This is a genomic window from Frankia sp. Allo2 (assembly GCF_000733325.1).
Lineage (GTDB): Bacteria > Actinomycetota > Actinomycetes > Frankiales > Frankiaceae > Frankia > Frankia casuarinae.
This window is the reverse complement of the sequence record NZ_JPHT01000001.1, coordinates 140,834-166,537: the sequence shown is the minus strand read 5'-3', so window position 1 is coordinate 166,537 and position 25,704 is coordinate 140,834. Positions and strand designations below refer to the sequence as shown.

At 70.4% G+C, this 25,704-nt stretch carries 21 protein-coding genes; 12 read left to right on the top strand and 9 right to left on the bottom strand.

The window, feature by feature from the left end:
• The first annotated feature begins 446 nt into the window (after window positions 1-446).
• The 8 genes from murJ to ALLO2_RS00625 all read left to right on the top strand — a co-directional run bounded on the left by murJ (window position 447) and on the right by ALLO2_RS00625 (window position 10,673).
• Entirely contained in the window at window positions 447-2,237 is a 1,791-nt protein-coding gene (murJ, locus tag ALLO2_RS00655; protein WP_236707267.1) for a murein biosynthesis integral membrane protein MurJ, read from the top strand.
• Between the two features lie 403 nt (window positions 2,238-2,640).
• Window positions 2,641-4,698 (top strand): protein kinase family protein, encoded by a 2,058-nt coding sequence (locus ALLO2_RS00650; protein ID WP_035729297.1) that lies wholly within the window; start codon window positions 2,641-2,643, stop codon window positions 4,696-4,698.
• 101 nt (window positions 4,699-4,799) lie between these two features.
• Entirely contained in the window at window positions 4,800-5,000 is a 201-nt protein-coding gene (locus tag ALLO2_RS25250) for a hypothetical protein (RefSeq protein ID WP_023839961.1), read from the top strand.
• A gap of 214 nt (window positions 5,001-5,214) precedes the next feature.
• A complete protein-coding gene (locus ALLO2_RS00645) occupies window positions 5,215-6,462 on the top strand; it encodes a hypothetical protein (RefSeq protein WP_011438889.1) in 1,248 nt (415 codons plus the stop codon).
• A 217-nt stretch (window positions 6,463-6,679) separates the two neighbouring features.
• Complete coding sequence (trxB, locus tag ALLO2_RS00640; protein WP_035729024.1) at window positions 6,680-7,726, top strand: thioredoxin-disulfide reductase; 1,047 nt, start codon at window positions 6,680-6,682, stop codon at window positions 7,724-7,726.
• A 154-nt stretch (window positions 7,727-7,880) separates the two neighbouring features.
• Entirely contained in the window at window positions 7,881-8,207 is a 327-nt protein-coding gene (trxA, locus tag ALLO2_RS00635) for a thioredoxin (protein ID WP_035729022.1), read from the top strand.
• A gap of 363 nt (window positions 8,208-8,570) precedes the next feature.
• The gene (locus tag ALLO2_RS00630) at window positions 8,571-9,857 is read left to right on the top strand and encodes an N-acetylmuramoyl-L-alanine amidase (RefSeq protein WP_035729017.1); all 1,287 of its coding nucleotides are present in this window, start codon (window positions 8,571-8,573) and stop codon (window positions 9,855-9,857) included.
• 177 nt (window positions 9,858-10,034) lie between these two features.
• A complete protein-coding gene (locus ALLO2_RS00625) occupies window positions 10,035-10,673 on the top strand; it encodes a GNAT family N-acetyltransferase (protein ID WP_011438893.1) in 639 nt (212 codons plus the stop codon).
• Window positions 10,674-10,912: 239 nt separating this feature from the next.
• Here the strand turns inward: ALLO2_RS00625 and ALLO2_RS00620 are convergent, their stop codons facing one another.
• The 9 genes from ALLO2_RS00620 to rpmH all read right to left on the bottom strand — a co-directional run bounded on the left by ALLO2_RS00620 (window position 10,913) and on the right by rpmH (window position 19,020).
• Window positions 10,913-11,914 carry a ParB/RepB/Spo0J family partition protein gene (locus ALLO2_RS00620; protein WP_035729016.1) on the bottom strand — a complete coding sequence of 334 codons (1,002 nt, stop codon included), beginning with the start codon at window positions 11,912-11,914 and terminating at the stop codon, window positions 10,913-10,915.
• Window positions 11,914-12,906: a ParA family protein gene (locus ALLO2_RS00615; RefSeq protein ID WP_011438895.1), complete on the bottom strand. Its 993-nt coding sequence runs from the start codon at window positions 12,904-12,906 to the stop codon at window positions 11,914-11,916. The genes ALLO2_RS00620 and ALLO2_RS00615 overlap by 1 nt, the downstream gene beginning before the upstream one ends.
• Window positions 12,869-13,666: a 16S rRNA (guanine(527)-N(7))-methyltransferase RsmG gene (rsmG, locus tag ALLO2_RS00610; RefSeq protein ID WP_051874755.1), complete on the bottom strand. Its 798-nt coding sequence runs from the start codon at window positions 13,664-13,666 to the stop codon at window positions 12,869-12,871. The genes ALLO2_RS00615 and rsmG overlap by 38 nt, the downstream gene beginning before the upstream one ends.
• 316 nt (window positions 13,667-13,982) lie before the next feature.
• Window positions 13,983-15,857, bottom strand: coding sequence for a hypothetical protein (locus ALLO2_RS00605; protein ID WP_035729014.1), 1,875 nt, complete (start codon window positions 15,855-15,857; stop codon window positions 13,983-13,985).
• Window positions 15,858-15,870: 13 nt separating this feature from the next.
• Window positions 15,871-16,425, bottom strand: a complete 555-nt coding sequence (locus ALLO2_RS00600; RefSeq protein WP_011438898.1) for a R3H domain-containing nucleic acid-binding protein — start codon at window positions 16,423-16,425, stop codon at window positions 15,871-15,873.
• A 117-nt stretch (window positions 16,426-16,542) separates the two neighbouring features.
• Window positions 16,543-17,931 carry a membrane protein insertase YidC gene (gene yidC / locus ALLO2_RS00595; protein ID WP_035729013.1) on the bottom strand — a complete coding sequence of 463 codons (1,389 nt, stop codon included), beginning with the start codon at window positions 17,929-17,931 and terminating at the stop codon, window positions 16,543-16,545.
• Window positions 17,932-17,943: 12 nt separating this feature from the next.
• Window positions 17,944-18,474, bottom strand: coding sequence for a membrane protein insertion efficiency factor YidD (gene yidD / locus ALLO2_RS00590; protein WP_011438900.1), 531 nt, complete (start codon window positions 18,472-18,474; stop codon window positions 17,944-17,946).
• Complete coding sequence (gene rnpA, locus ALLO2_RS23040) at window positions 18,471-18,842, bottom strand: ribonuclease P protein component (protein WP_041258073.1); 372 nt, start codon at window positions 18,840-18,842, stop codon at window positions 18,471-18,473. The genes yidD and rnpA overlap by 4 nt, the downstream gene beginning before the upstream one ends.
• Window positions 18,843-18,882: 40 nt before the next feature.
• On the bottom strand, window positions 18,883-19,020 hold the full coding sequence (gene rpmH / locus ALLO2_RS23790; RefSeq protein ID WP_011438902.1) for a 50S ribosomal protein L34: 138 nt from the start codon (window positions 19,018-19,020) through the stop codon (window positions 18,883-18,885).
• A gap of 876 nt (window positions 19,021-19,896) precedes the next feature.
• On the opposite strand from rpmH, the gene dnaA reads away from it, so the two are divergent.
• The 4 genes from dnaA (at window position 19,897) to ALLO2_RS00565 (ending at window position 25,555) form a co-directional block, all read left to right on the top strand.
• Window positions 19,897-21,585, top strand: a complete 1,689-nt coding sequence (dnaA, locus tag ALLO2_RS00580) for a chromosomal replication initiator protein DnaA (RefSeq protein ID WP_011434478.1) — start codon at window positions 19,897-19,899, stop codon at window positions 21,583-21,585.
• 764 nt (window positions 21,586-22,349) lie between these two features.
• The gene (gene dnaN / locus ALLO2_RS00575; protein ID WP_023839957.1) at window positions 22,350-23,558 is read left to right on the top strand and encodes a DNA polymerase III subunit beta; all 1,209 of its coding nucleotides are present in this window, start codon (window positions 22,350-22,352) and stop codon (window positions 23,556-23,558) included.
• A 1-nt stretch (window position 23,559) separates the two neighbouring features.
• A complete protein-coding gene (recF, locus tag ALLO2_RS00570) occupies window positions 23,560-24,759 on the top strand; it encodes a DNA replication/repair protein RecF (protein ID WP_011434480.1) in 1,200 nt (399 codons plus the stop codon).
• Window positions 24,749-25,555, top strand: a complete 807-nt coding sequence (locus ALLO2_RS00565; RefSeq protein WP_023839956.1) for a DUF721 domain-containing protein — start codon at window positions 24,749-24,751, stop codon at window positions 25,553-25,555. The genes recF and ALLO2_RS00565 overlap by 11 nt, the downstream gene beginning before the upstream one ends.
• Window positions 25,556-25,704: the final 149 nt, after the last annotated feature.

Below are 25,704 nucleotides of genomic sequence, written 5' to 3'. Positions count from 1 at the left end.
ATGACGGCCCGCGCCACCCGGACCCGCGCCATGACGATCCCGCGAGCTCCCGCGACGAGCGGTATCCGCGATCCGCAGACCGCCTCCCCGCTCCCGGCGCTCCGCGCATGACCGCCGGCGAGCAGACCCGGAAGCTTCCCGCCACGTCGGGCCCACCACCGCCGCCTCCCCATGTGCCGCCTCCGTCGGAAGGAGGNCCCCCGCCGGGGCCACGCATACCGGAACGATCGCAACGCGGCNCCCCGCCGCTGGACGACGGGCGGACGAGCCGGCTGCCGACCCCGCCCGGGGTCGGCCCTGTCATCCCCATCGGACGATCCTCATGGCGGGACACCCCAGACCGCCCAGAGCCTGCGGCGCGTCCGGAGCGACGCACCCGAGCCGACCGTTCCCGTCGGGACGGCGACGAGCGCCGTCGGCCGTCCTTGAGCGAGTCCAGGCCGACGGTGGCACTTCCTCGCAGCAACGTCCGCCGCATCCCCCCCGAACCGGCCCGACGAGACACCGGCACGGCGCCGCACGGCAGCACAACGGCGCGGCGCGACAGCACAACGGCGCGGCGCGGCAGCGCAACCATGCAGGCCGGCAGCCCGGCCGAGGCCGGGCCCGGCCTCGGCCGGGCCAGTGGAACCATGGCGATCGGCACGATCGTCTCCCGGGCATCCGGGTTCCTGCGGACCGTCGCGATCGCCGCGGCGATCGGGACCGGTGCGGTGAGCCAGGCCTACAACGTCGCCAACACCACGCCGAACATCCTCTACGACCTGCTCCTCGGCGGCGTCCTCACGAGCGTCGTGGTGCCGGTCATGGTCCGCACCGCGAAGGAGGATCCCGACGGGGGGGACGCGTTCGCGTCGTCGCTGCTCACACTCATGATCCTCGGCCTCGGGGCCGTCGTGGCAGTGGGCATGCTGATCGCCCCGTGGATCATCAGTCTCTACCTGCACGCCGGCTCCGACGAGCGGGCGCTCGCCGCCACGATGCTGCGGTGGTTCCTGCCGCAGATCGTCTTCTACGGGGTAGGCGCGACGATCGGGGCGATCCTCAACGTCAGACAGTCGTTCACCGCGCCCATGTTCGCCCCGATCCTGAACAACCTGCTGGTCATCGTCACCTGTCTGGGCTTCACCTATTTCATCGCGGGGCCGCGCCCGCCGGGTGTGGACGGGCCGAAGGCCATCACCGACACTCAGGTGACGGTGCTCTGCGCCGGGACGACGCTGGGCGTCGTCGTCATGACCCTCGCACTGCTCCCCTCGCTGCGCAAGGTCGGTTTCCACTACCGGCCGCGGTTGGACATGCGGCATCCCGAACTGCGCTCGACGGCCCGGCTGGCGGGGTGGACGCTGCTGTTCGTCGTGATCAGCCAGGCCGGCTATCTGGTGATCGTCAACCTGTCGACGGCGACGACCGCCTACACGATCTACACGTACGGATACCAGATCTTCCAGCTCCCGTACGCCATCATCGGCGTCTCGGTCATCACCGCGCTGTTGCCGAGGATGAGCGGGCACGCCGCCCAGGGGCGCAGCGACCTGGTGCGGGCCGACATCTCGATGGCAACCCGGATCACGATCACCGCGATCGTGCCCGCCGCCCTGTTCATCCTCGCCCTGGGCCGGCCGATCGCCGTCGCCGTGTTCCATCACGGCGCGACCGGCTACGGCGACGCTGTGGACATCGGCGACACCCTCAGCGCCTTCGCCCTGGCCCTCGTGCCGTTCTCTCTGTTCCAGGTGCAGCTACGGGTGTTCTACGCCTACCAGGACAGTCGCACCCCGGCCCTGGTCAACATCGGGGTCGTGGCGGTGAACGTCATCGGTGCCCTGGTCCTCACNGTGGTCGTGCCCGAGGAGCACCGGGCCGTCGCGCTGGCGCTCTCCTTCGCCACCGCCTACCTGATGGGCCTCGCTGCGACGAGCGCCCTGTTGCACCGGCGGCTCGGGGGAATCGATGGCAATCGCACCGTGCGGGTCATCACCCGGGTTGCGATCTCGGCCGGGATCGGCGCCGTCCTCGCGTCGCTTCTCGCCCGAGGTGTCCGCGCGGTCGTGGGTGAGGGGTGGCTTGGTTCCGGGATCGCGGTGGTGCTCGCCGCGGCCGTGGGAGGCGGGCTCTTCCTCGCGGTCGGCACCCGGACGGGGATACACGAGATCAACGCCCTGCTGGCGGAGGTGAACGGACGACTCGGCGGCCGGCTGCCCCGACCGCCGGGACGGTCATCGCAACGCGACTGACCGGCGGNGATGGCACCTACGGGCCAGCCGAGACGATCCCGCCGGCACCAGGAAGATCCTCGTCGTCGTTGCTCTCGGGGCATCCTCGCACGTCACCGGAAGAATCGGCTCGCCGATCGTCACAGTCGGTACACATGGGCGGGTTGTCCCAAGACATTCGCGAGATCCTCCTGACCTCCTCGTACACTGGACACGCTGTGCGCGGGCCCCACCCAACGTCGCCGGTGAACCAGGCGCAGCCTCCCGCTCGTCGCTTCGTTCATCGAGGCGGCTGGTCAGAGCGACGGAGGGTACCCGGGTGTCCGCCTACGGTGGCGGCACGCTGGGCGGAACCCCTGCCCGGGTGAGGTAGGGAAGCCGACGGCGGATTATGGACGCCGGGCCCGTGGACGACGGAGGCGCTGTGGTCGACGGAAGCAACCGACCGCAGGCCGGGGACGTCGATAACGACGTGAACCCGAACGCGCCCGGAGTCCGGGGTGCGACNCCGCCCNCCGGCNCCGCCATCCTCGCCGAGTCCGTGCTCGACCGCCGCTACCGTCTACTCTCCGCATTGACGACCCGTGGGCCCGTCACCCTCTGGCGAGGCGACGACAAGGTGCTCGCCCGACCGGTGGCGGTGCGCATCGTCGAGCACGGCCCCGCGTCCGCGGGCGGCGGCGGGCCGGTCACGGATCCGGCGCAGGAGCAGGCGGCCCGTCGGCTTCTCACCGCGGCGATCAACTCCGGTCGGCTGGTGCATCCCGGGGCCGCCTCGACCTACGACGCCACCACTACCACGGCCGAGTCCCGACGCATCTCCTACGTCGTCTCGGAATGGGTGGACGGCAAAACGCTGCGTCAGCTTTCCACCGACGGGCCGCTACGCCCGGAGCAGGCCGGCGCCGTGGTGCTCGCAGCGGCCCGAGTCATCGCCGCGGCACACGAGCGCGGCATCCATCACGGTGACCTGAACCCCGGTGACGTCATCGTCTCCAGCCACGGCACCGTCAAGGTCATCGACCTGGAGATCGGCGGGGNGCTCGCGGAACTCGACGGTTCCCTCCCCGCGACGGAGCTCGACGGGCACGGCAGGCAGCCCGACCAGAGTGGGATCGGCGGGGACGACGGNTCCGGCCCAGGCACGGCCGACCGCGCGGGCGGCGGCTCCGACGCCACGGCGGTGAATCCCGACCTGATCGCCGCGGCCGACGTCCGGGCGCTCGGTGGCCTGCTGTATGCCGGGCTCACCGGTTACTGGCCCCTTGGCGGGGACCACGGTCTGCCCACCGCACCCACCTCGGGCGGCCGGCTGCGGACTCCCCGACAGGTCGCCTCGTCAGTTCCGCGTGATCTCGACGCCATCACCATGGCCACCCTCGGCGACGACCGGGTCGGAGCGCCCATCACCACGGCGGCCGACCTGGTCGAGGAGCTGGAGTCGATCAACCCGGTGGACGCCGTGCTCGACACCGGGTTGATGAGCCTAAGCGACGCCCCGCCCAGCACCGAGGCGATGGATGTGGACGCCTTCGCCTCCTCGGACTACCTCGCGCCGGGGAATTACCCGGCGCAGGGCCGCTATGCCGACACGGCCGGCTACCCCGGCCCCGCCCAGGCCCGGGACGCCCGGTACGCCCGGTACGACACCCGGGTGGAAGGCCCCCGCGGGTCGCGCGCTGGCGGGACCGGCTACGGCCGCGGCGGATACGACGACCGCGGCGGATACGACGACCGCGGCGGATACGACGACCGCGGCGGATACGACGACCGCGGCGGATACGACGACCGCGGCTATCCCGCCGGGGGTGGCGGTTACCCGGCGGGATCCGACCGCTACCCGCCTGGTTCCGGCCCGAAGCGCCGCGGCGGGCCGTCGCTGGGACGGGCCGTGCCGTGGATCGCTCTGGTGGTGGTCGTCGCGATCGCGGTGGTCGCCGTGATCGCCCTGCGTGACGACGGCGGAAAGAACAACACCCCCAAACCCGGCACCTCGACCACGGTGCCGGCAACCCCCACCGGAACCATCCTCAAGCCGAGCAGCACGGACTCCTTCGACCCGCTCGCACCTGCGGGTGAACCCAAAACCGAGAAACCGGCGGATGTCGGCAAGGCATTCGACGGGAACACGTCGACGGAGTGGACGACGAGCAACTACACCAGCGCGACGTTCGGCAACCTCAAGTCGGGTGTCGGGCTGCGCATGGCGTTTCCGCAGAAGATCCTGCCCACCTCGGTCACCGTGACGGTCGGCAGCCTGGGTCCGGTGTCGTTCGAGCTGCGCAGCGGCGACAGGCTGTCGGATTCGCTCGACGGCTTCGACCGCGTGGTCGCCCAGAAGTCAGGCGCCAGCGGCACGGTGGTCCTGCCGATGTCGTCGGACGTGAACCCCTCGCAGTACTGGGTGCTGTGGCTGACCTCGCTGCCGTCGAACGCCGGGCAGTACCGCGGGTCGATCGCGGAGATCACGTTCCGGTCCTGACGGGAGGACAGTAGGAGTCGCGGTCCACCCGCCGAGGTCCTGGTGACCGCCCCCGACGCCGAGCTGGACCGCGCCGCCGTACCGCCCGCCCGACGCTGCCCATGACGACTACCCCGAAAGGCCATATTCGTGATCCGGCCGATCCCGGCGAGTGCGTCGCCGAGCATGACCCGCCCCTGGGCGTCGAGGAGGCGCTTGACTGGCTGACGCCCGGGTTGCGGACCGCCGTGGCGCTGGTGGACGTGGCAGGGGACCCGTCGCCGAGGCGGCGGGGCTGCCGGGAGTTCCGGTCGGGACGGTGAAAAGCCGGCGCTCGCGCGGCCGCGCGCAGCTCGCCGTCCTGCTGGATCCCCCCGGCCAGGGAACCCGGCGGCTTCGCCCACCGTCTCAGAAGGAAGACACCAGGATGCGGCGGGCTCACCGGGGCGGCAGCCCGTTACCCGAGGTCGGCCCGTCGGCCGCGGCCCCGCGGGCGCGGCCGACGCCATCCGGATCTGCCGAAGGAGGNGATCAGCAATGGCGACTGAGCCTGCGGGGGACCGACGTCAACCGGCGGCTCCCTCCGGTCCCTTCCCGGCGGGTCGCCGCTTGCGCACGCACGGGCATCACCCGGACGCCGAGCTGCTGGACGCCTTCACGGACGGAGAGCCGCTCCCCCGCTCCGTCCGCGAGCATATCGAGGGCTGCGTCTCATGCCAGGAGTCGATGGTCGCCCTGCGCAGGGTCCGTACGGACCTCTCCCGCCTGGCGACCCTGACGATGCCCGGCGAGGTGGCCGAACGCCTCCAGGCTGCGCTGGCGGCCCACGCACCTGCTCCCTCTCGGCCGGGACCGGGCCGGAACCCGGCCGCGCCGACCGGTCCGGGGCCCGCGAGCTCCGGCTTCGTCGGCACCGCGGGAGCCGCCGGGGTCACCGGCACGGAACCCCTCATGGGGGATACCGAGGCCGTCCACACCGATACGGGGGATGACACGGGGCGTGCCGGTGCCGTAGGCGCTGGCACCGGTGGGCGGGCGGCGAGTGGCAACGGGCCAAGGCGACCCGGCCGAGGTCAGGCGGGGGCTGGGCTCACAGACCGTCAGCCGGCCTGGCACCGGGATCCGCGGAGCCGTCCGGGTACTCCAGGTACGCCGGGTACTCCAGGTACGCCGGGTGCGCGCCCCCGACGGGACTGGGTGTCCATCGTGGCGGTCTGCATCGCCTTCATCACCTTCGGAGCAGCGATCTTCGTGTACCACGGTCTGCGGAGCGCCAACGTCGATCACAGGGTGGCGGCGTCCAACCCCGTGGACAGCTCCGGCCCGGCCGGCGGCTCGGTGGTGGCCGAATACGGCTCCGCCAGCTCCGTTCCCCTTACCGTGATGGCGCTCTCGCAGACGAGCGTCGCTCCCTCGGACGTCGTGCGGCACGGCCGGGAACTGCTGGCCGGCCGGATCCCAGGGTCCGCGGCGCTGCCGCTCGTGCCGTCCGCGCCCGCGGCGGCCGGCCGCACGACGACCCCTGCGACGGTGGACGTCGACCGGTTGCGCTCGGTGCTGGACACCCCTGACCTGCGTCCGTGCTACCAGAGCCTGACGGCGCAGACGGGTGGCACAATCCTCGCTGTCGACCGCGTCGTCTACAACGACCAGCCGGCGCTGTTGATCGTGCTCTCCGTGCCCATGCAACCGGCGGTGGCCAGGGTGCTGGTCGTCGACGCCCACTGCGGCGTCACCACCGTCTCCACCGCGCCGTGGTACAGCGTGTCCACGCTGCGGCATTGAGGTGGTGGTTGACGCATCGCGGGGCCGGGAGCCCAGCCGTGGCGCGCACCGGTGGCGGGCGCGGATGGAATCAGATGCCCGCGGAGACGGTTGTCGCTGTCGGACACCGTCTCCATGGACGGACCGATGAACGAGGAACTCGGATGAAGCCGGGGCGACAGGTACCGGCGAGGGCCCACCCGGCTCACAGGGATCCCGTAGCGTGAAAGGAGCGGGTGTGACAGCCCAGGAGGACGGCCAGGATGTCACCGGCCGCAGCAGCCAGCCCGACGGCGATGACGACATACGCGATGTCGTCATCGTCGGTTCGGGCCCGGCAGGGTACACGGCCGCTGTCTACACCGCCCGGGCCAACCTACGGCCACTCGTGTTCGAGGGCGCGGTATCGGCCGGCGGAGCGCTCATGAACACCACCGAGGTGGAGAACTTTCCTGGGTTTCCGGACGGCATCCAGGGTCCGGAGCTGATGGAGAACCTGCGACGGCAGGCGGAGCGGTTCGGAGCCGAGCTGGTGGCCGACGACGTGACCGAGCTCGNCCTCGCGGCGAACCCAAAGGTCGTCAAGATCGAGGACAGGACCTACCTCGCCCGCACGGTCATCGTCGCCACCGGTTCGGCCTACCGCATGCTCGGCGTCGAGCACGAGGAGCGGTTGCTCGGCCGCGGGGTCTCCGCCTGTGCGACCTGCGACGGCTTCTTCTTCCGGGATCAGGACATCGCGGTGGTTGGCGGGGGCGACTCGGCGATGGAGGAGGCGACCTTCCTGACCCGCTTCGCCCGCTCGGTGACGGTGATCCACCGGCGGGACAAACTCCGGGCCAGCGCGATCATGCAGGAGCGGGCCTTCGCCAACGAGAAGATCCGGTTCCGGTGGAACGCCGAGGTCACCGAGCTCCTGGGCGCGGACAAGCTCACCGGCGTCCGGCTGCGCGACACCGTCACCGGTGAAGCGAAGGATCTTCCGGTCACCGGACTGTTCGTCGCTATCGGTCACCTTCCGCGTACCGAACTCGTCCGTGGTCAGCTCGACCTCGACGACGCCGGCTACATCTCGGTCGCGCACCCGACCACGAAGACGAACCTGGACGGGGTCTTCGCCTGTGGCGACGTGGTCGACCACACCTACCGCCAGGCCATCACCGCAGCCGGCACGGGCTGCGCCGCCGCGCTCGACGCGGAGCGCTTCATCGCCGCCGGGGAGGGTCCGGGCGAGGTGACCACCGTGGCTCCCCGGGTCGTGACCCCGACGCCGCAACCCGCCTGATCCGGGCATCTGTCCGGGCGGCCGATCAGGCGGCGCCGGAGCAGGCCCGCCCGACCCGGCTGTCCGAAGGCCGTTCGGGCGCCGTCCGCGGGCCACCACCGGCCTGTTGATCGCCTACCCGTCCACCAAAAGATCATCCATCAGGGAGAACAACATGGCAGGTTCCACCACCCCCGTGACCGACAGCACCTTCGTGACCGAGGTGCTGGAGAGCGACAAGCCGGTCCTGGTGGACTTCTGGGCCGAGTGGTGCGGCCCTTGCAAGATGGTCGCACCCGTCTTGGAGGAGATCGCCAAGGAGCATGGCGAGAAGCTCCGGGTCGTCAAGCTGAACATCGACGAGAACCCGGAGACCGCCCGGAACTACCAGATCATGTCGATCCCGACCATGGCTGTGTTCGTCAAGGGCGTGATCGACAAGAGCNTCGTCGGCGCGAAGCCGAAGGCCGCCCTGCTGCGTGACCTCTCGGTCTACATCTGATCTCGTCACGCGGTCGTTCCACCGTCGGCCCGCCGGGTGTGATCCCGGCGGGCCGACGTCGTTCCCGGACCGGTCCGCGCCGGTTCGCCCACGACAACCGGATACCACGTGCGGACCGGGAACTTTCTCCCGCCGTCACGAGCATCGGGGGAGTATCACGGCGGCCCGGTCACGCACGGTCAATACTGGAGGATTCGGTTCGCGGCCGGTCGAGACCGCACGGGCATGCCCTAGGCTTGAGATTCAGCAATCGGCCGTCGGCGCATCATTCGTCGACGCGGTGGCCCCGACCATCGGGTTTCGCCAGGGGCACCGGGTTTCGCCAGGGGCACATTGGGCAGGCGAGCTGAAAGGTATGCATCGGTGAAGCTGCTGCGTCTGGGAGACCAAGGTTCCGCCGTTGCCGAGGTTCGGGCGGCCCTGACCTATCTTGGTTTTCTTCCCGTGACGCCCCGGCAGAGCCGGGATCCGGCCGGCCCAGGTAAGGGTGACCCAGGTAAGAGCGCTCCGGATAAGAGCGCCCCGGATAGAGGTGTTACCTCCGCCGCGGAACCGTCCCAGGGCACGCGGGTCCCGGCTGTCGACGGTACTCTCGGCGGTGTTCCGGCCGAGCCGGCCGAGCCGGCCGATCGGTTCGACCGAGATCTCGACAACGCGCTGCGCGCCTTTCAGCAGAGCCGGGGGCTGTCCGCCGACGGGATACTCGGTCCGGACACGGCGCGTGCCTTGGAGGAGGCACGCCACAAGCTCGGCGACCGTCTGCTCTACCACAGCCCCGCGTACCCTTTTGTCGGCGATGACGTGGCGGCGCTCCAGGAACGCCTGTTCAACATGGGTTTCGACGTCGGCCGCACGGATGGGATCTTCGGGCCACGCACCGAGTCCGCGGTCCGCGACTTCCAGCGCAACCGGGGTCTCGATCCGGACGGCCAATGCGGGCCACACACCCTGCGCGAGCTCAAACGCCTGCAGCGCACGGTCACTGGTGGCCGGCCCGACATGCTGCGGGAGTCCGTCCGGCTGTTGGCCCACGGCTCCTCGCTGCTCGGAGTCGTCGTCGCCATCGATCCCGGCCACGGTGGCGACGATCCGGGCATCGTCCGCGGCAACCTGTGCGAACGGGATCTCATGGCCGACCTCGCCGCTCGGATGTCCACGCGGCTACTCGACTCGGGCCTGCGGGCGCACCTCATCCACGGCCTGGACGAGTCCCCCAGCGAGGAGGAGCGGGCCGCGCGGGCGAACGAGCTCGAAGCGGATCTCCTGATCTCGCTGCACGCCGACAGCAGTCCATCCCCGCGCGCCCAGGGGGTGTCGGCCTACTACTACGGCAACGCGCGCGGGTCGTCCGCCGTGGGTGAGCGCTTCGCCCAGCTCGTCCACCGTGAGATCGTCTCCCGGACCGACATGCTGGACTGCCGCACCCATCCGAAGGTCTGGAGCCTGCTTCGGCGGACCCGGATGCCGGCCGTACGGCTCGACCTCGGATATCTGACAAACGAACATGACGCCAAGGCCCTTGGCTCCACCGCATTCCGGGCAACCGTCGCCGAGGCGGTGCTCGCCGCAGCCCAACGACTCTTTCNCCCNCCCGAGCAGGACGCGCCGACGGGCCAGCTTCACGTCCCCCGCCTCGCCAGCCGCACCTGACCGGCCACCAAGGCGTTCCATCGACAAGGCTGACGTTTCACGTGAAACGAGGCCGGTGCGTCGATGGGGAAGATTCATGCTCGGCAGCCTAGGCTGATTCCGTGACAGCCTCCGCATCCGTCGACGTTGACCTCGGCGGCCGGAGGCCCGGTAGCCGACCCATGGAGCGCCTTTTCGATGAGCCGTCGCATCGCGAACATCACCCTGGACAACATCGACGATCTCCCTCTACCCTGCCGCCGCTGCGTCTTCTGGGAGCTCGATCCGGTGGCCCGGAGCCGCGCGGAGGAGGCCGGCGGCACCGACCTCGAGAAGGAGGCGTGGGTTTCCCTGGCTCTCCTGGAATGGGGAAGTTGCGGAAAGATCGCCTATATCGACAACGTCCCGGCCGGATTCGTGATGTTCGCTCCGCCGGCCTACGTGCCTCGATCGGTGGCCTTTCCCACCAGCCCGGTCTCACCGGACGCGGTGCTGCTCATGACAGCGTCGATCGTCAATGAGTTCACCGGACAGGGGCTGGGGCGGATCCTCGTCCAGTCCGTCGCCAAGGACGTCATCCGCCGCGGCTTCAAGGCGGTGGAAGCGTTCGGTGACCTCCAGAACTCGGGTACCCGCTGCATCCTGCCCGCCGACTATCTCCTCGCGGTCGGTTTCAAGACGGTCCGGCCCCATCATCGATGGCCGCGGCTGCGGCTAGAGGTGAAGAACGCGGTGAGCTGGCGAGAGGACGTCGAGGTCGCCCTGGAACGTCTGCTGGGATCGATGACGCCGGAGGGCATGCTGCGCAAGGTCAGCCAGGCCGGCAATCTGGCCTGAGCACGGCGATCTGCCCTGAGCACGGCGATCTGCCCTGAGCACGGCGATCTGGCCTGAGCACGGCGATCTGCCCTGAGCACGGCGATCTGGCCTGAGCACGGCGATGGCCCGGCACTCGGCGGGCAATCGGCAGACATGCGCGCGGCCACCCGGGGGAGTCCGGCACAGCCCTGGGACCGCGCGATCCGCGTCCGGCTCAAGAAGCCCAGAGAGCCCCGAGCGAACCCCGAGCCGGACGCCTAGTCCAACAAGCCGTCGACCGAGGCCGACGGCGACATCACGGCGACGATCCGCTCCAGATCCTCGATCGAGGCGAACTCGACCGTGATCTTCCCCTTACTGCGGCCCATGTCCACCTTCACGCGGGTCTCGAAGCGATCCGAGAGGCGGTCGGCGAGCCTCACCAGGGCCGGTGAGGCGGCCCCTGGTGCCCGCGACGCCCGCTTACGCGGGGCCTCGTCGTCCAGTGCCACGATCTCCTCGACGGCCCGCACCGAGAGACCTTCCGCGACGATGCGGGTGGCGAGCCGGTCCTGGGCGTCCGGATCCTGTAGCGAGAGCAGCGCGNGGGCATGNCCCGCCGACAGCACGCCGGCCGCCACCCGCCTTTGTACCGCGGGCGAGAGCCCGAGCAGCCGGATCATGTTGGTGACATGCGACCGGGACCGCCCGAGCCGACTGGCCAGTTCCTCGTGCGTCGCCCCGAAGTCGCGGAGCAGCTGTTCGTACGCCGCAGCCTCCTCCAGCGGGTTGAGCTGCTGGCGGTGGAGGTTCTCCAGCAGCGCGTCGCGCAGCATGGCGTCGTCCGCGGTCTCCCGCACGATGGCGGGAATCCGGGGAAGCTTGGCGATCTTCGATGCACGCCACCGGCGTTCACCCATGACGAGCTCGTAGCGCTCGGGGGCCACCTCGCGTACCACGATCGGCTGGAGCAGCCCGACCTCGCGGAGGCTCGCCGCCAGCTCTTCGAGGGCGTCCTCATCGAAGTGAGTCCTGGGCTGGCGCGGGTTCGGGCTGACCGACTCGACGGGGATCTCGCGGAAGGTCGCCCCGTGTACGGGCAGCGGCCCGGTGCCGTCGCCGGAGCCGCGATTCGTCCCCCGGCCGCCGTAGCCACTGGCGTAGTCGGCGTAGTCAGCGTAGTCAGCCGAGGCGGTGCCCGCCTGACCGTCGAGGGGAGGAGGAGCAACCGGGATGAGTGCCCCCAGCCCTCGCCCCAGACCACTGCGCCGAGCACTCATCACGCCGCTCCATTCGAGTCCCGACCCCGTTCCGCGAGTTCGCGCGCCGCGGCCAGATAGGACAGCGAGCCGCGCGACGTCGGATCGTACGTCAGCGCGGACTGCCCATAGCTCGGCGCCTCCGCCAGACGCACGTTCCGGGGGATGGTAGTGGACAGCACCCGGTCCCCGAAGTGTTCCTTGACCTCATGGACGACCTGGTCGGCCAGTCTGGTCCGGGAGTCGTACATCGTGAGCAGGATGGTCGACAGACGCAGCTCCTGGTTCAGGTGCGCCTGCACCAGTTCCACGTTGCGCAGCAACATGCCGAGGCCCTCCAGCGCGTAGTACTCGCACTGGATCGGGATGAGCAGCTCACGGGCGGCCACGAGGGCGTTGACGGTCAGCAGCCCAAGAGAGGGCGGGCAGTCGATGAAAACATAGTCGACGTCCCGTTGCATGCTCGCGATGGCCCGCCGAAGCCGATTCTCCCGCGCCACCAGCGACACCAGCTCGATCTCCGCGCCGGCAAGATCGATCGTTGCGGGCGCGCAGAACAGCCCCGACGCCTCGGCGGACTTCACGATGACCTCGTCGAGGGGCCGATCCCCCACCAGAACCTCGTAGATCGAGGGGACCCCGGAGTGATGGTTGACGCCGAGCGCCGTCGAGGCATTGCCCTGCGGGTCAAGATCGATCACCAGGACCCGGGAGCCATGAGATGCCAGCGCCGCCGCCAGGTTGACCGTCGTCGTCGTCTTCCCCACACCGCCCTTCTGGTTGGCGACCGAGATGATGCGCCGCCGGGTGGGGCGAGGGAATGGTTGTCGTCGTTCTACCGCCAGTGCTTCCACTGCTGCTGCCGCCGCCGCTCCGATCGGGGTCGAGGGATCGAGCAGGTCCAGTGCGGGGAGCGCGGAGTCATAGCCCCGCAAGCCCCCACTCCTGGTCCCACCCTGGCCCGCCGACGCTGTTTCACGTGGAACGAGACTGTCCACGTGTCGGCTGGTCACGACCGACCTCCCGTGATCGGAGTGAATCCCGTGACGTCCGTCTGACCTGTCTGCCATCGTGCCGCTCACCGTCGCCGCGCCCTCCCCTGCTCTCGGCCCGGGTGCGCTGGGATGAACGTACGGCCCGGAGGACACGGGCGGGTTCCTCCNCCCGCCCCTCCCCGCACCTCACGACATCCACGGGATGCCAACCCTGAGTTCCGAGACCGCTGCGCGCGTCCTGCAGTTCCTCCAGGATCCGTGAACCGCGCATCGCCAGCATGACACCACCTGGTCGTAGCATCGGAAAGAGGATTGCGCCCAGCCGCTCCAGGGGAGCGACCGCGCGGGCTACGGCTATCCCGAATCTACGACCGTCCGGGCCGATTCCGGCATCTGGCGCGCGGCCACGTACCACAGAAATCTGGTCCTCCAGGCCTATGGTCGCCACAACCTCGTGCAGGAATCGGCACCGGCGTTCCATCGGCTCGAGCAGCACCACCCGCAGATCCGGGCGGGCGAGCGCCAGCGGGATACCCGGCAGCCCCGCGCCGCTGCCGACGTCCACGACATCGGCCTGCACCGGGACCACGTCGGCCAGGACCGCGCAGTTGAGTACGTGGCGGTCCCAGAGCCGGTCAGTCTCACGCGGACCGATCAGCCCGCGTTCGACCCCGTCGGTCGCCAGCAACTCGACGTAGCGCGCCGCGGATCCGGTCCGCGTGCCGAAAATCTCCACCGCGACGGGGGGCACCTCGGGGGCATCCGGGAGACCCGTCATGGCCGGATCCTCCGCCGTGCCGTGTGACCAGCCCGCGCCGGCCGGGCCGCCTGCGTCACCTCGACCGGCCACAGCATCGAGCCGAGCCGGGTTGGGACCGTGGGCATCACCAGGTGACCGCCGGCAGCGGGTGGGTGGAAGACCGGATCCGTGGACCCGGCCGGACAGGACCAGAAGGCCGGACAGGACGAGAAGGCCGGACAGGACGAGGAAGTCAGAAGACCGCGCACCCGACAAGCATCCCCGCCGGCCTCGACATGCTCCCGCCGCCACCCCCCCCCCCGCGGGAGGCACGGTTCCGGCCCGGGGACGGATGTCAGGTCGTCCGGTAGGACACCACGGTCCGCCGCGGCCGATCGAGTCGCGGGGCGGCGCCGGCGCAGCGATCGAAGACGGTCAGCGTTCCGGTGAGGGGGAACTGCCAGCCACGGCCGGCGCACCACCCCGCCCGGGGCAGCGCGGCCAGGTCGGGCGCGAGCGCCGGCCGCTCCGCGTCGAAGAGGAAGACGAGCAGCCGGGTCGGCGGGACCCGGCGGTTCGCCAGCTCGCCGACCAGGGAGGTACCCGCAGCGCCGAAGAAGATCGTGTCCTGCCGTGGTACCCGGGCCGGTACCCGCCCGGCGCCGGCGCTGGGGAGAGCTGCCGGCTCACGCGCCGGGTCGTCACTCGCCTCCATCGCGTACAGCCAGCCAGGCCGGGCGAGGCGACCCCCGACCACCACCAGGTCTCCCGGGCGGTGCAGCTGCCGGGCCGCGATGGCCGCGTCGACCATCCGATCGAGGCCACGAGTCCGGTGCCGATGATCCCAGAGCTGCCCGCTTCCCGACAGCGAGGTTCCCAGGAGCGGGACACCAAGCAAGATGATCATTGCGAGGCCGGCCAACGGCAGCACGGCGGTCGGAGAAATCGTGTTCGCGCTGGCGCTCGACGTCGGCGAGACACCGGAAACATCCAATCGTGACCGCTTGGTTACGGTTCCTCCGGTAGGGAGGGTCGGGGTCGCGGCCATCGGTGCCGGTACGGCCGGCTGAGGCCCGGCGGCGGGGATACGAGGTCGCACCGCCGCCACGAACAGGGCCACCAGCCGCCGGGTGCCCACCACGATCACAACGACGATCAGTGGCACGACGAAGAGGTTGGTCCGGGTCGGCCCGAACGGCCAGTACCGCGCGGCGCTCGCTCCCAGCATCAGCACCTGGGCTCCGCCGAGCGCGGTGAGGAGCAGCCTGCCGTCCGGTCGTCGCGCCAGCACGAGGACGCCGGTCAGGCCGGCGATCGACACCGCCACGGCGAGCAGCACCGAGACAACCGGTCCCCCGGGCACCGTCGCATGGATGAGGCTCGGGTCGAACCGGTCGATGCCGGGCGGCATACCGGTAATGAAGGCTCGCATCTGATCGACGATGAAGCGTACGGCCTCGACCGGCCCACGACCGGCAATGAACTGGCGATCCCAGTAGTCGCCGCGACGCTGACTGGACTGGTGCCCGATGAAGAACACGGTGTGTGCCACGCTGATGGCGACCGCGGGCAGGCATTCCACCAGTCGCCAGCGCCGCGCCGGACCGCGCCATACCTCCGCGGTCGCCAACGGCAGCACCAGAAAGATCCCGGGCACGGCGGTCAGGGCCAACAGGCCCGCCGCGGTGCGTCGCAGGAGCCGGGCACGGGAGAACCCGCCGGTGACAGGTGCAGGCCACGGGGACAGCGAGGGCCGCGGAGATGATCCGGTCGACCAGGCGAGGACGATGCAGACAGCGGCCAGCGCCTCGACGGAATACGGCTTGAGTTGGGTCGCGAGATCCAAGAAGGTCACGTTCAGGCACAGCCAGCACGTGGCGAACACCGCCGCGACCAGGCCGGTGAAACGGCGGGNGAGCAGGACGATCGCGGCGCCGAGCAAGGGCACGGCAAGATACCCGGGAAGCCGGAGCGACCAGCTGTGCCAGCCGAGGAGCTCGCCGGCCACCCGGGTCAGGCCGAACCAACCCAGCGCCGAGGGGGTGTTGGCGACGGTCAGCTCCGGCCAGAACGAGGACGCCGGTTCGCTGACGAAGTGGGCGCGCCAGATCTCGTCGTACCAGAAGGGTCTGGTCAGATAGGCATGCAGAACGCCGAGCACGGCCGCCAAGCCGACACCCACGGCGGCGGCCAGCACGAGGGAACGCGTCGGCNGGCGCCGACCCGCCATCGGTCGGCGCCGGTCAGCCGAGAAGGATGACTACCCGGCGGCCGGGTTCCTCGCCCTCGGACTCGCTGTGCACGCCGTCGATCCCGGCGACGGTGTCGTGCACCACCTTGCGCTCGAACGGCGTCATGGGAGCCAGCTTCTCCGGCTCACCGCGCGTGATGGCACGCGACGCCGCGGCGATCGCGATCTTGCGTAGCTCGACCCGCCGCCGGGCGCGATGGCCGCCGACGTCGAGCATGAGACGGCTGCGGGTGCCCGTCTTCTGGAGCACCGCGAGCCTGGTCAGTTCCTGCAACGCCTCCAGCGTCTCGCCGCCCGCCCCGATGAGCTTGTCCAGCCCCTCGCCCACCACGGCGACGACGGCGCGGCCGCTCTCGACGTCGAGGTCGAGGTCACCGTCCATGTCGACGATGTCGAGCAGACCCTCGATGTAGTCGGCGGCGATCTCGCCTTCCAACTCGAGATCGGACAGACGCCGATCCTCCGTGCCGGCGGTCTCGTCCGAGGAAGCGTGCTCGTCGGAGGCTCCGGCTCCATCCACAGCCAGTTCAGGTGCCGAACCGGTCATCAGCGACTCTCCAGGGGAACGGGGACAGCGGAGCAGAGATTACGGGATGCCGCCACTCGATGACGAAATCGGGTCGGCAGCCTGCCTGCCGGTCGGTCGGGAACGGCGTCTCCCGGATCAACGCCGCCCACCGGGCCGCTTGCTCTTGCCGCGCCGTTTCGCGGGTCGGGAGCCGCCGACCTGGCGCCGCACTCCGGCGGGTACGGGTGCCGGCCGGGGCGTGCTCTCCCCGTCGGAGGGCGCCGTCGGCCCGCTCGCCGCGCTCTGCCCGGCATTCTTGCCCGGGGCGTTCCTGCGGCCCGCCGCGCTGGTCTTCGCCTCCGCGCTGCGCCCCGTGGATGCGGCCGTGGTAGCGGCGACGCCGTTGTCCGAGACGCCGTTGTCCGAGACGCCACCGCCCGAGACGCCGTTGGCCCCGGGACCGCCCGGCGCCCCCGCCTTACCGCTCTTCGGGGTCGTCGCCGCTTTCGGGGTCGTCGTGGTACGGCTCGCGGTCGAGGTGCCGTTACGGGACCGGGTGCCGGGGGGAGCCGTCGAGGACGTCCGACCGGCCGCCGCGGCACCGGAATCGCCGCCCTTGGTCGGGGTCACCGAGGCGGACCGGGGGCGGTTCTTCGACTTCGCCCCGGCTCGGACACCGGGAGCCGGCCGAGCGGGGGTGACGGCACCGCCGGCGGCCGGACGGGCACCGGGCAGCCGGCCGTTCGCATCCGCGGGCTTGATCGGCGGCATCTTCTTCATGATGAAGAACTGCTGGCCCATGCTCCACAGGTTGGTGGTGAGCCAGTACAGCAGCACAGCGATCGGGAAACGGAAACCAAAGAAGGCGAGCATCAGCGGGGAGCCATAGAGCAGCGCCTTCTGCACCATCGCCTGCTGCGGGTCGAGCGGCCCGGTGCGGGCCATGATCTGGCGCTGCGTGAGGAAGGTCGTAAGACCCATCAGCACGATCAGGACGATCGCGAGAATCCTGACGTGCGTGCTGTCGACGCCGAGGAAGTGCGAGAAATCGCCATCGGAGGTGAACTTGCTCGCCAGCGAGATGCCGAACACCTTGGCCGAGGCGATCTGCTCCACCTGGTCTGCGGAGAGCCCGACCCGGGGACGCCAGACCAGCGAGTGGTTCGGACCCTCGTTCATCGGCGCCAGGTGGGTGAACACGTGGAACAGCGAGATGAACAGCGGGATCTGGAGGAAGATCGGGAGGCAGCCGAGGAGCGGGTTTCCGTGCTCCCGCTGCAGCGCCATCATCTCCTGCTGCATGCGGGGTTTGTCGTGCCCATGCTTCTCCCGGATCTCCTTGATCCGGGGCTGCATCATCTGCATCGTCCGCTGCGACTTCACCTGCTTGACGAACAGCGGGAAGATCAGAATACGGACGCAGACGACCAGCAGGACGACCGAAAAGGCCCAGGAGAAGANACTGTCAGCACCAAAGATCGGCGCAAATCCCCGGTGAAAGAAGACGATCGCGTTCGCCGCGAGGTGGTATAGGGGATCCAACAACGGTCTGACTCCTCACACCCACGGTCCACGACCGGAACCGACGATCTCGGCCCGCATCCCCTGACTGGGAGACGGGGGACCATGCCTGTGGACGGGCGGTACGGCGACGGCCGGATCGCCCGCGCTCCGACCGTCGGGAGGCCCGCCGGGGTCGGCCGTCGCGCCCCTGGGTCTCCGAACGATTCCCGGACCCGGATCCGTTCCCGGCACGGGGTCGTAGCCGCCTGCCGCGAGCGGTTGGCAGCGCAGCAACCGGGCGACGGCGAGGACACCGCCACGCACACCCCCGTGGCGCCGCACCGCGGCCAGCGCGTAGGCGCTACAGGATGGCTCGAACCGGCACAGGCCGGCGTTGCGGGCCGACCAGCCGGCTCGGTAGAGCCGCACGAGCCCGGCAAAGGTCCAGGATAGGGGACCGCGTACCGCGCCGTCGGCGTTGCGGGCGACCCGCGGCAGGCGGCGCCACACCATCCGGGAGGCCAGCAGGAGGTCGACGACGGCCGCCGTGGCCAGCAGCACGACCAGCACCGTCCCGGCGGTCATCGTCCACGCCCATCCGGGCGCCTGGCACCCGCCGGCCGGGCCACCCTGGTGAGCGCGGTGTCCAGCGCACGGCCGAGCTCCGCGGAGCTCGCCGTCGCCGCATCGGGCAGCGCACGCACGACCAGCATCGTCCCTGGCGCGAGCGTGTCCAGCCGAACCCGTACCTGTTCCCGCAACCGGCGCCGCACCCTGTTACGCACGACCGCCTTCCCCACCCGGCGGCCGACCACGAAGCCGGCCCGCGCCGGATCGTCGCTTGTTGTCCACAGGCTGTGGACAACAAGCGGACCGGATCGGGTTCGCCGACCCATGGTCCCNACCCGGGCATGTTCGTCCCGGGTTCGGACGCGAGAGCCCTCAGGAAGCATGACCGGCGGGGGTACCAGCAGGACCAGCGGGAACCCGCCGTCAGGCGGAGAGCTCGCTGCGGCCCTTACGACGGCGGGCGGACAGGATCGCGCGGCCCGCGCGAGTCCGCATGCGCAGTCGGAACCCGTGCGTGCGGGCCCGCCGACGGTTGTTCGGCTGGAAGGTGCGCTTACTCACGTGAGAACTCCGTCTGCAAGATGGACGCGGGCGGTGATCTTCGCCGCCGAGGGAGAGTGGGCCGCACCACACGGTCCTGACAAGCAGATCCCACGACAAACGAAGCGGTCTAACACCGCGGTTCGGCCTAGCCTACACAGGGCGGTGCCTCGGACGGTCCGGCGGCGAGGGATCGCTGCCGGGCAGGGGGCCTTCGGCGGCCGGCGGCTCCGGGCCCGCCGGCCGCCGCTGGCCGCACCACCATCATTCGGTCATCACCCGGTCGCCGCCAGGGCAACCCGGACACGACGGCACCACACCGGAGGTCAAGGTGCGAGCGCACCGCGGCCGCGGCGGGCCGGCATCCGTCCGGCGGCCGTGGAATGCCACACTGCCGTGGCGGGCCCTCGGTGCCGCCGACGATGGGGCAGGGACGCGGCGCGGCCACCGCGGATACGTTCCGGCCCCGGCACGGCGGCTCGGGCCGCGCCTTACGATCCTGGTGGCAACGTCTCACTCGGGGCGGGCACCAGACGGCGTCAGGTATGCCCGCGTTCGGTGAGAACGACCGGCTCGGTGCACCCTGACCTGTGGAAAACGCCTGTGGAGAGGGCGGTCGGCGGAGGGGCCAGGGCGGAACGGGGGGACCTGAAGCGGATTCGAATGACCTCACTAATACAGGTTCATCCCCGGGAACGAGCCGGTTGCGCCACGCCGCATGCCGTGTCGTGTCCATGCACAGGTTGTGGACGACGATGTGGAGAACCATCGCGACGAGGCCCCTCGGTCGCTCGGTGGCCGGGGACCACATCACCAGCCGCATCAGCCGCGGCGCACCTCCAGCACGCGGGGAGCAGCACCACCCGCAAACCGTACCGAACTGCCCGAGGAGCCCCCGTGTCCAACCTCCGCGCCGACTCCGTCGCCGGTCTGCCGTTCGGGGACGAGCCTTCGGGTGACCCGGACCTGGCCGCGGTGTGGAGCCAGGCCGTCGCCGGGGTCGCCGACGGCACGCTGTCCGCCCAGCAGCGTGCCTGGCTGCGGCTGACCCGCCCCCTCGGGCTCGTCCAGGACACGGCTCTGCTGGCCGCGCCGAACGAGTTCACCAAGGATCTCCTCGACTCGCGCCTGCGCCCCTTCTTGTCCACAGCGTTGTCCACAGCCTATGGGCGGGAGATCAGGGTCGCGGTCACCGTCGAACACCTGCCCGATCCGGAACCAATGAGCGGACCGATCCGGATCGTACGGCCGGTGGATGCCAGGGGCGACACCACACCCGGCCAGGGCTCGGGCCCCGCCTCCGGTTCGGCGTTGAACGCGGGTACCGGATCAGGATCGACCGGCGCCGCCGCAGCCCCGGTGCCGCCGACGAGCCCGGGCTCGTCGGCGGTGCCGGTGCCGGCGCCGGCACCGGCACCAGTGCCGCCGGCGCCGGCGGCACTGGTGAACGGCGAACTGCCCTTCCCCGACGCCACCGAGGGAACACCACCGGTACGGGTCAGCGCGGGTCTCGGACGCGATGCGGCGCCGCACGAGACCGAACCGGCCCAGGCCCGGCTGAACCCCCGCTACATTTTCGAGACGTTCGTCATCGGCGACAGCAACCGGTTCCCCCACGCGGCAGCGGTGGCCGTCGCCGAGGCACCCGCGAAGGCCTACAACCCGCTTTTCATCTACGGGGACTCCGGGCTCGGCAAGACTCACCTTCTGCACGCGATCGGTCACTACGCACTCAAGCTCTACCCGAACATGCGGGTGAAGTACGTGAGCTCCGAGGAGTTCACCAACGACTTCATCAACTCGATCCGGGACGACCGCCAGCAGGCGTTCCAGCGGCGCTACCGTGACATCGATGTCCTGCTCGTTGACGACATCCAGTTCCTGGAGAACAAGGAACGGACGCAGGAGGAGTTCTTCCACACCTTCAACGTCCTGCACGACGGCGAGAAGCAGATCGTGATCAGCTCCGACCGCTCGCCCAAGCAACTCTCGGCCCTGGAGGACCGGCTGCGCAGCCGCTTCGAGTGGGGGCTGATGACCGACATCACCCCGCCCGACCTCGAGACGCGCATCGCCATCCTGTCGAAGAAGGCGGCTACGGAGCGCCTGCCGGTACCCCCGGATGTCCTCGAGTACATCGCCACGCACATCGAGCGCAACATCCGTGAGCTGGAGGGGGCGCTGATCCGGGTCGCGGCCTTCGCGAGCTTGAACAAGTCCCACGTCGACCGCACGCTCGCCGAGATCGTGCTGCGTGATCTCATCCCCGATGCCGGCAATCCCGACATCACGGCCGCCGCCATCATGAACGCGACGGCGGCGTACTTCGGCGTCTCGATGGAGGACCTGTGCGGCACCTCACGTAGCCGCGTGCTGGTCACCGCCCGTCAGATCGCGATGTACCTGTGCCGGGAGCTGACCGACCTGTCGCTACCGAAGATCGGCCAGCACTTCGGGGGTCGGGATCATACGACGGTCATGCATGCCGATCGCAAGATCCGCGGTCTGATGGCGGAACGGCGCGCGATCTACAACCAGGTCACCGAACTGACAAACCGCATCCGTCTGCAGGCCCGGCAGGCCTAGCGCCACTGCCCACTGTCCACCGCCGCCCACCACCGCCGCCCACCACCGCCGCCCACCACCGCCGCCCACCACCGCCGGGCAGCACCACCGCCGGGCAGCACGGTTCCTCCTACCTCCCCCCGGCCGGAACGTCCCGCGGACCGGTGGCTGCCGCCCGAAGGTGGGGTGTGACGCCTCGCCGGGTGTCACACGTGGCGCAGGAACCGGACGCCGCGGGGCAGGACTTCCCCAAACGACCCCGGACAACCACGGACGGCTGGGGACGACCTCACCGAGCCCACGGGGTGGTTCCGCCCACAGCTTGTGGAAAACGTTGTGGACAGCCTGCGGTCGGAACGGTGGAGTGGCAGTGGACAGCCTGTGGACAACTCGGGGATGGCCTGTGGAGGGACAACGTGGTCCTTGTGGACGCAGATCGGGCCTGGGGATAACCACTGCGCGCATGCACAGATCCACCCACAAGATTTGCACCGGCCAACAACCCCTCTGACCTGCAGAAACAGAGGTTATCCCCAGTATCCACACCCCCTACTACTACGACCAACTAGATCTTTCTAAGAATGATCAAAAGCTCTTAGTACTAGGGGGTGTGGACAACGGCTCGAGCGCGGCTCCGAGAGCCCTACGTGCCGCGACTCGGCCCCGGGCAAGCGCCCGGGGCACGGCCGACCGCTCGTCGGCGCCTGCTGGCACTCTGAGATGCTGGTCGGTGTTCCCTGCGGGGTAACTCCGAACAACCGGAGGGAACGACAGGAGGCCTAACCATGAAGTTCCGGGTGGAACGGGACGAATTCACCGAAGCGGTCGCCTGGACCGCACGCACGTTGCCGAGCCGGCCGACCACCCAGTTGCAGGTGCTCTCGGGCCTGCTCCTCGACGCGACCGGACCGATACTCAAGATCGCCGCGTACGACTACGAGGTGGCCGCCCAGTGCACGGTGCACGCGACCGTGTCGGAGGAGGGGCGCGGGCTCGTCAACGGCAAACTGCTCGCGGAGATCACCCGGGCGCTGCCCGCGGCACCGGTCGATCTGGGCATCGACGGCACCCGCCTGGTGATCACTTGTGGCAATGCTCGGTTCGCGTTGCCGATGCTGCCGGTGGACGACTATCCCGCCCTTCCGGCCATGCCCCCGATCACGGGGCACATCGAGGGATCCGCGTTCGCCGCGGCGGTCTCACAGGTGGCGATCGCGGCCGGTCGTGACGACACGCTGCCGGTCCTCACCGGGGTCCGTATCGAGATCGAGGGGGACACTCTCACCCTCGCCGCGACCGACCGTTACCGGCTCGCCGTGCGGACGTTGAAGTGGCGGCCGTCGGAGACAGCCGCCGGGCTCGATGAGGACGGCGTGACCGGTGTGGACGGCCCCCCGCCCACACCGGTCACTGTCGCTCTCGTGCCGGCCCGCACCCTGCTCGACACCGCGAAGTCGTTGTCGGGTTCGGGGGTGGAGGTATCCATCGCGCTCGGGACCGGCCCCTCCGGCGAGACGCTGGCCGGTTTCGCCGGCTCGACCCGGCAGACGACGACCCGGTTGCTCGACGGAAGCTTCCCGCCCTACCGCAAGCTGTTGCCTGACAGTTCGCCGTTGATCGCGCAGCTGGAGATCGCCCCGTTGCAGGAGGCCGTCAAACGGGTGGCGCTGGTCGCCGCGAAGACCGCACCGGTGCAGCTGACGTTCTCCCCGGACCACCTCGTGCTGGAGGCCGGGACGGGCGGTGAGGCGCAGGCGACGGAGACCCTCCCGGTGACCTACGACGGACCGGAGCTGTCCGTGGCGTTCAACCCGTCGTACCTGCTCGACGCACTCGGGGCGCTGGAGTCGGACGTCGTACGGATCGGTTTCGCCAGCGCGGAGGACCCGGCGGTGGCGGCGAACAAGCCGGCGATCCTGACCGGGAAGGCCGACGACGACGGCGAGGTCCCCGACTACCGGTACCTGCTGATGCCGATCCGCCTGCACGGGTGACGTGCACCTCACGCACCTGTCCCTCGTCGACTTCCGTTCCTACCCGGCCCTTGACCTGACTCTGGGTCCGGGAGTGGCCACCTTCGTGGGTGGTAACGGCCAGGGGAAGACCAACGTGATCGAGGCGATCAGCTATGTCGCCACGTTGGCCAGCCACCGGGTCGCCGGGGACGCCCCGCTGGTCCGTGACGGCGCGTCTCGGGCGGTCATCCGCGCCAGGATCGTCCGGGGTGACCGGGCCGCGCTGGTGGAGATCGAGATCGTTCCGGGAAAGGCGAACCGGGCCCGGTTGAACCGGGCTCCCGTCGCCCGGCCGCGTGACATCGTCGGTCTGCTGTGCACCGTGCTGTTCGCCCCGGAGGACCTGGCCCTGGTGAAGGGGGATCCGGCGCAGCGTCGTCAGTTCCTCGACGAGCTGCTGATCGCCCGGACCCCAAGGATGGCCGCGGTCCTCGCCGACTACGACCGGGTCCTCAAACAACGATCGACCCTGCTACGCACCGCCGGGACGGCCCGGCGAGCTGGGGGGCAGGGAGATCTGCGCACCCTCGATGTCTGGGACGGGTATCTGGCCGCGCATGGCGCCGAGGTGCTGGCCGCGCGGTTGGCACTCGTCGACGCGTTGCGGCCGGCCGTGGCCGCGGCGTACGAGGCCGTCGCCGGCGCCGAGTCCGCTACCGCGCTGGACTACCGTTCCAGCGTCACCCTCCCGGACATCTTGCATGCGTCCGGTCCACCCGGTCCACCGGGCCAGCCAGAGCAGCCGGGCGCGGGTCGGCCGGATCCGGCGGCACCGGATCGGACCATGCTGGCGGAGGCGATCCGCGCCGATCTGGAGGCCGCCCGGCCACGGGAGGTCGAACGGGGGATGACGCTGGTCGGTCCGCACCGCGACGATCTGCTCTTGTCGATCAACGGGCTCCCGGCCCGTGGCTACGCGAGTCACGGCGAGTCCTGGTCCCTCGCCCTCGCGCTCAAGCTGGCCTCGTTCGACCTGCTGCGTGCCGATGACCGCGAGCCGGTCCTGCTCCTGGACGACGTCTTCGCCGAATTGGACACGCGCCGCCGCGGTCGGCTCGCGGAACTCGTCGCCTCCGCGGAGCAGGTGCTGGTCACAGCCGCGGTCGAAACCGACGTTCCCACAGAGCTGACCGGGGTGCGGTACGCCGTCGCCGGAGGAGAGGTCCAGCATGCCCACTGAGCGCCCGGACCCCCGGGACCATCCCACCGTGCCCGGATCCACCGCATCCGGGCGGTCCCGGGGAGGGGCCGGGCGCCGCGGGAAGACCGAGGGGCCGGACGGCACCGCAGCCCACGGAGCGGACCTGGCTCGGGAGATTCTCGCCCAGGTCAAACGGGACGCGCGGGAGCGTGGGCGGGGACGGTGGGGCGCCGGCCACACCGCCCGCCACCCGACCGGGCCCGGTCCGGCCGGGCCCGGCACTGGTCGCGGTGGCGGGATGCCGGGTGCCGACGGCGGCACGTGGGCCGATGAGGACGCCTCCACCGGCGCCACCGGGACGGGCGGCCCGTGGGGCCCGGGCTCTCGGACCCGCCTCGGTGCCCGGCGGGCCGACCCGTCGGACGACCAGGTGCCCCGCCGACCGCGGATGCCGGGCATCGCCCCGCCCGGCCGGGAATGGCGCGAACCGGTCGGTTTCGGGACGGCGATCAACCGGCTGCTGGCGGCCCGTGGCTGGAAGGCTCAGGCGAGCGACGCGAACGTCCTGGCCCGATGGGATGCCATCGTCGGGCCGGACATCGCCGACCACTGCACCCCGGTGTCCCTGCGCGACGGAGACCTGGAACTTGTCGCGGAGTCGACGGCCTGGGCGACCCAGCTGCGCATGCTGTCCCGGCAGCTCCTCGGCATCCTGCACCGGGAGCTCGGTCCACACGTGGTCCGCCGGATCGTCGTGCGTGGCCCGACGGCGCCGTCCTGGCGGCACGGGTCCATCCGAACCGGCGGTCGAGGGCCCCGCGACACCTATGGCTGAGGCCGGCCGTTCGGCTGCTGCCCGCCTGACACCCCGGTGCTCTCGGTGCCCCTTGGCGCCTGGATTGTGCCTGTGGTATCCGTCGGTGCGGCTGGGGCGATCATGATGGCTCCGCGGGATCGCGGTGTCGGTGACAGTCGTGGAGGCGC

Coding starts and splice junctions, on each gene's coding strand:
- ALLO2_RS25250 (WP_023839961.1), top strand. CDS start 4,800: ATGACGACTACCCCGAAAGGCCATATTCGTGATCCGGCCGATCCCGGC.
- ALLO2_RS00645 (WP_011438889.1), top strand. CDS start 5,215: ATGGCGACTGAGCCTGCGGGGGACCGACGTCAACCGGCGGCTCCCTCC.
- ALLO2_RS00625 (WP_011438893.1), top strand. CDS start 10,035: ATGAGCCGTCGCATCGCGAACATCACCCTGGACAACATCGACGATCTC.
- ALLO2_RS00600 (WP_011438898.1), bottom strand. CDS start 16,425: ATGACCGGTTCGGCACCTGAACTGGCTGTGGATGGAGCCGGAGCCTCC.
- yidD (WP_011438900.1), bottom strand. CDS start 18,474: ATGACCGCCGGGACGGTGCTGGTCGTGCTGCTGGCCACGGCGGCCGTC.
- dnaN (WP_023839957.1), top strand. CDS start 22,350: ATGAAGTTCCGGGTGGAACGGGACGAATTCACCGAAGCGGTCGCCTGG.
- ALLO2_RS00565 (WP_023839956.1), top strand. CDS start 24,749: ATGCCCACTGAGCGCCCGGACCCCCGGGACCATCCCACCGTGCCCGGA.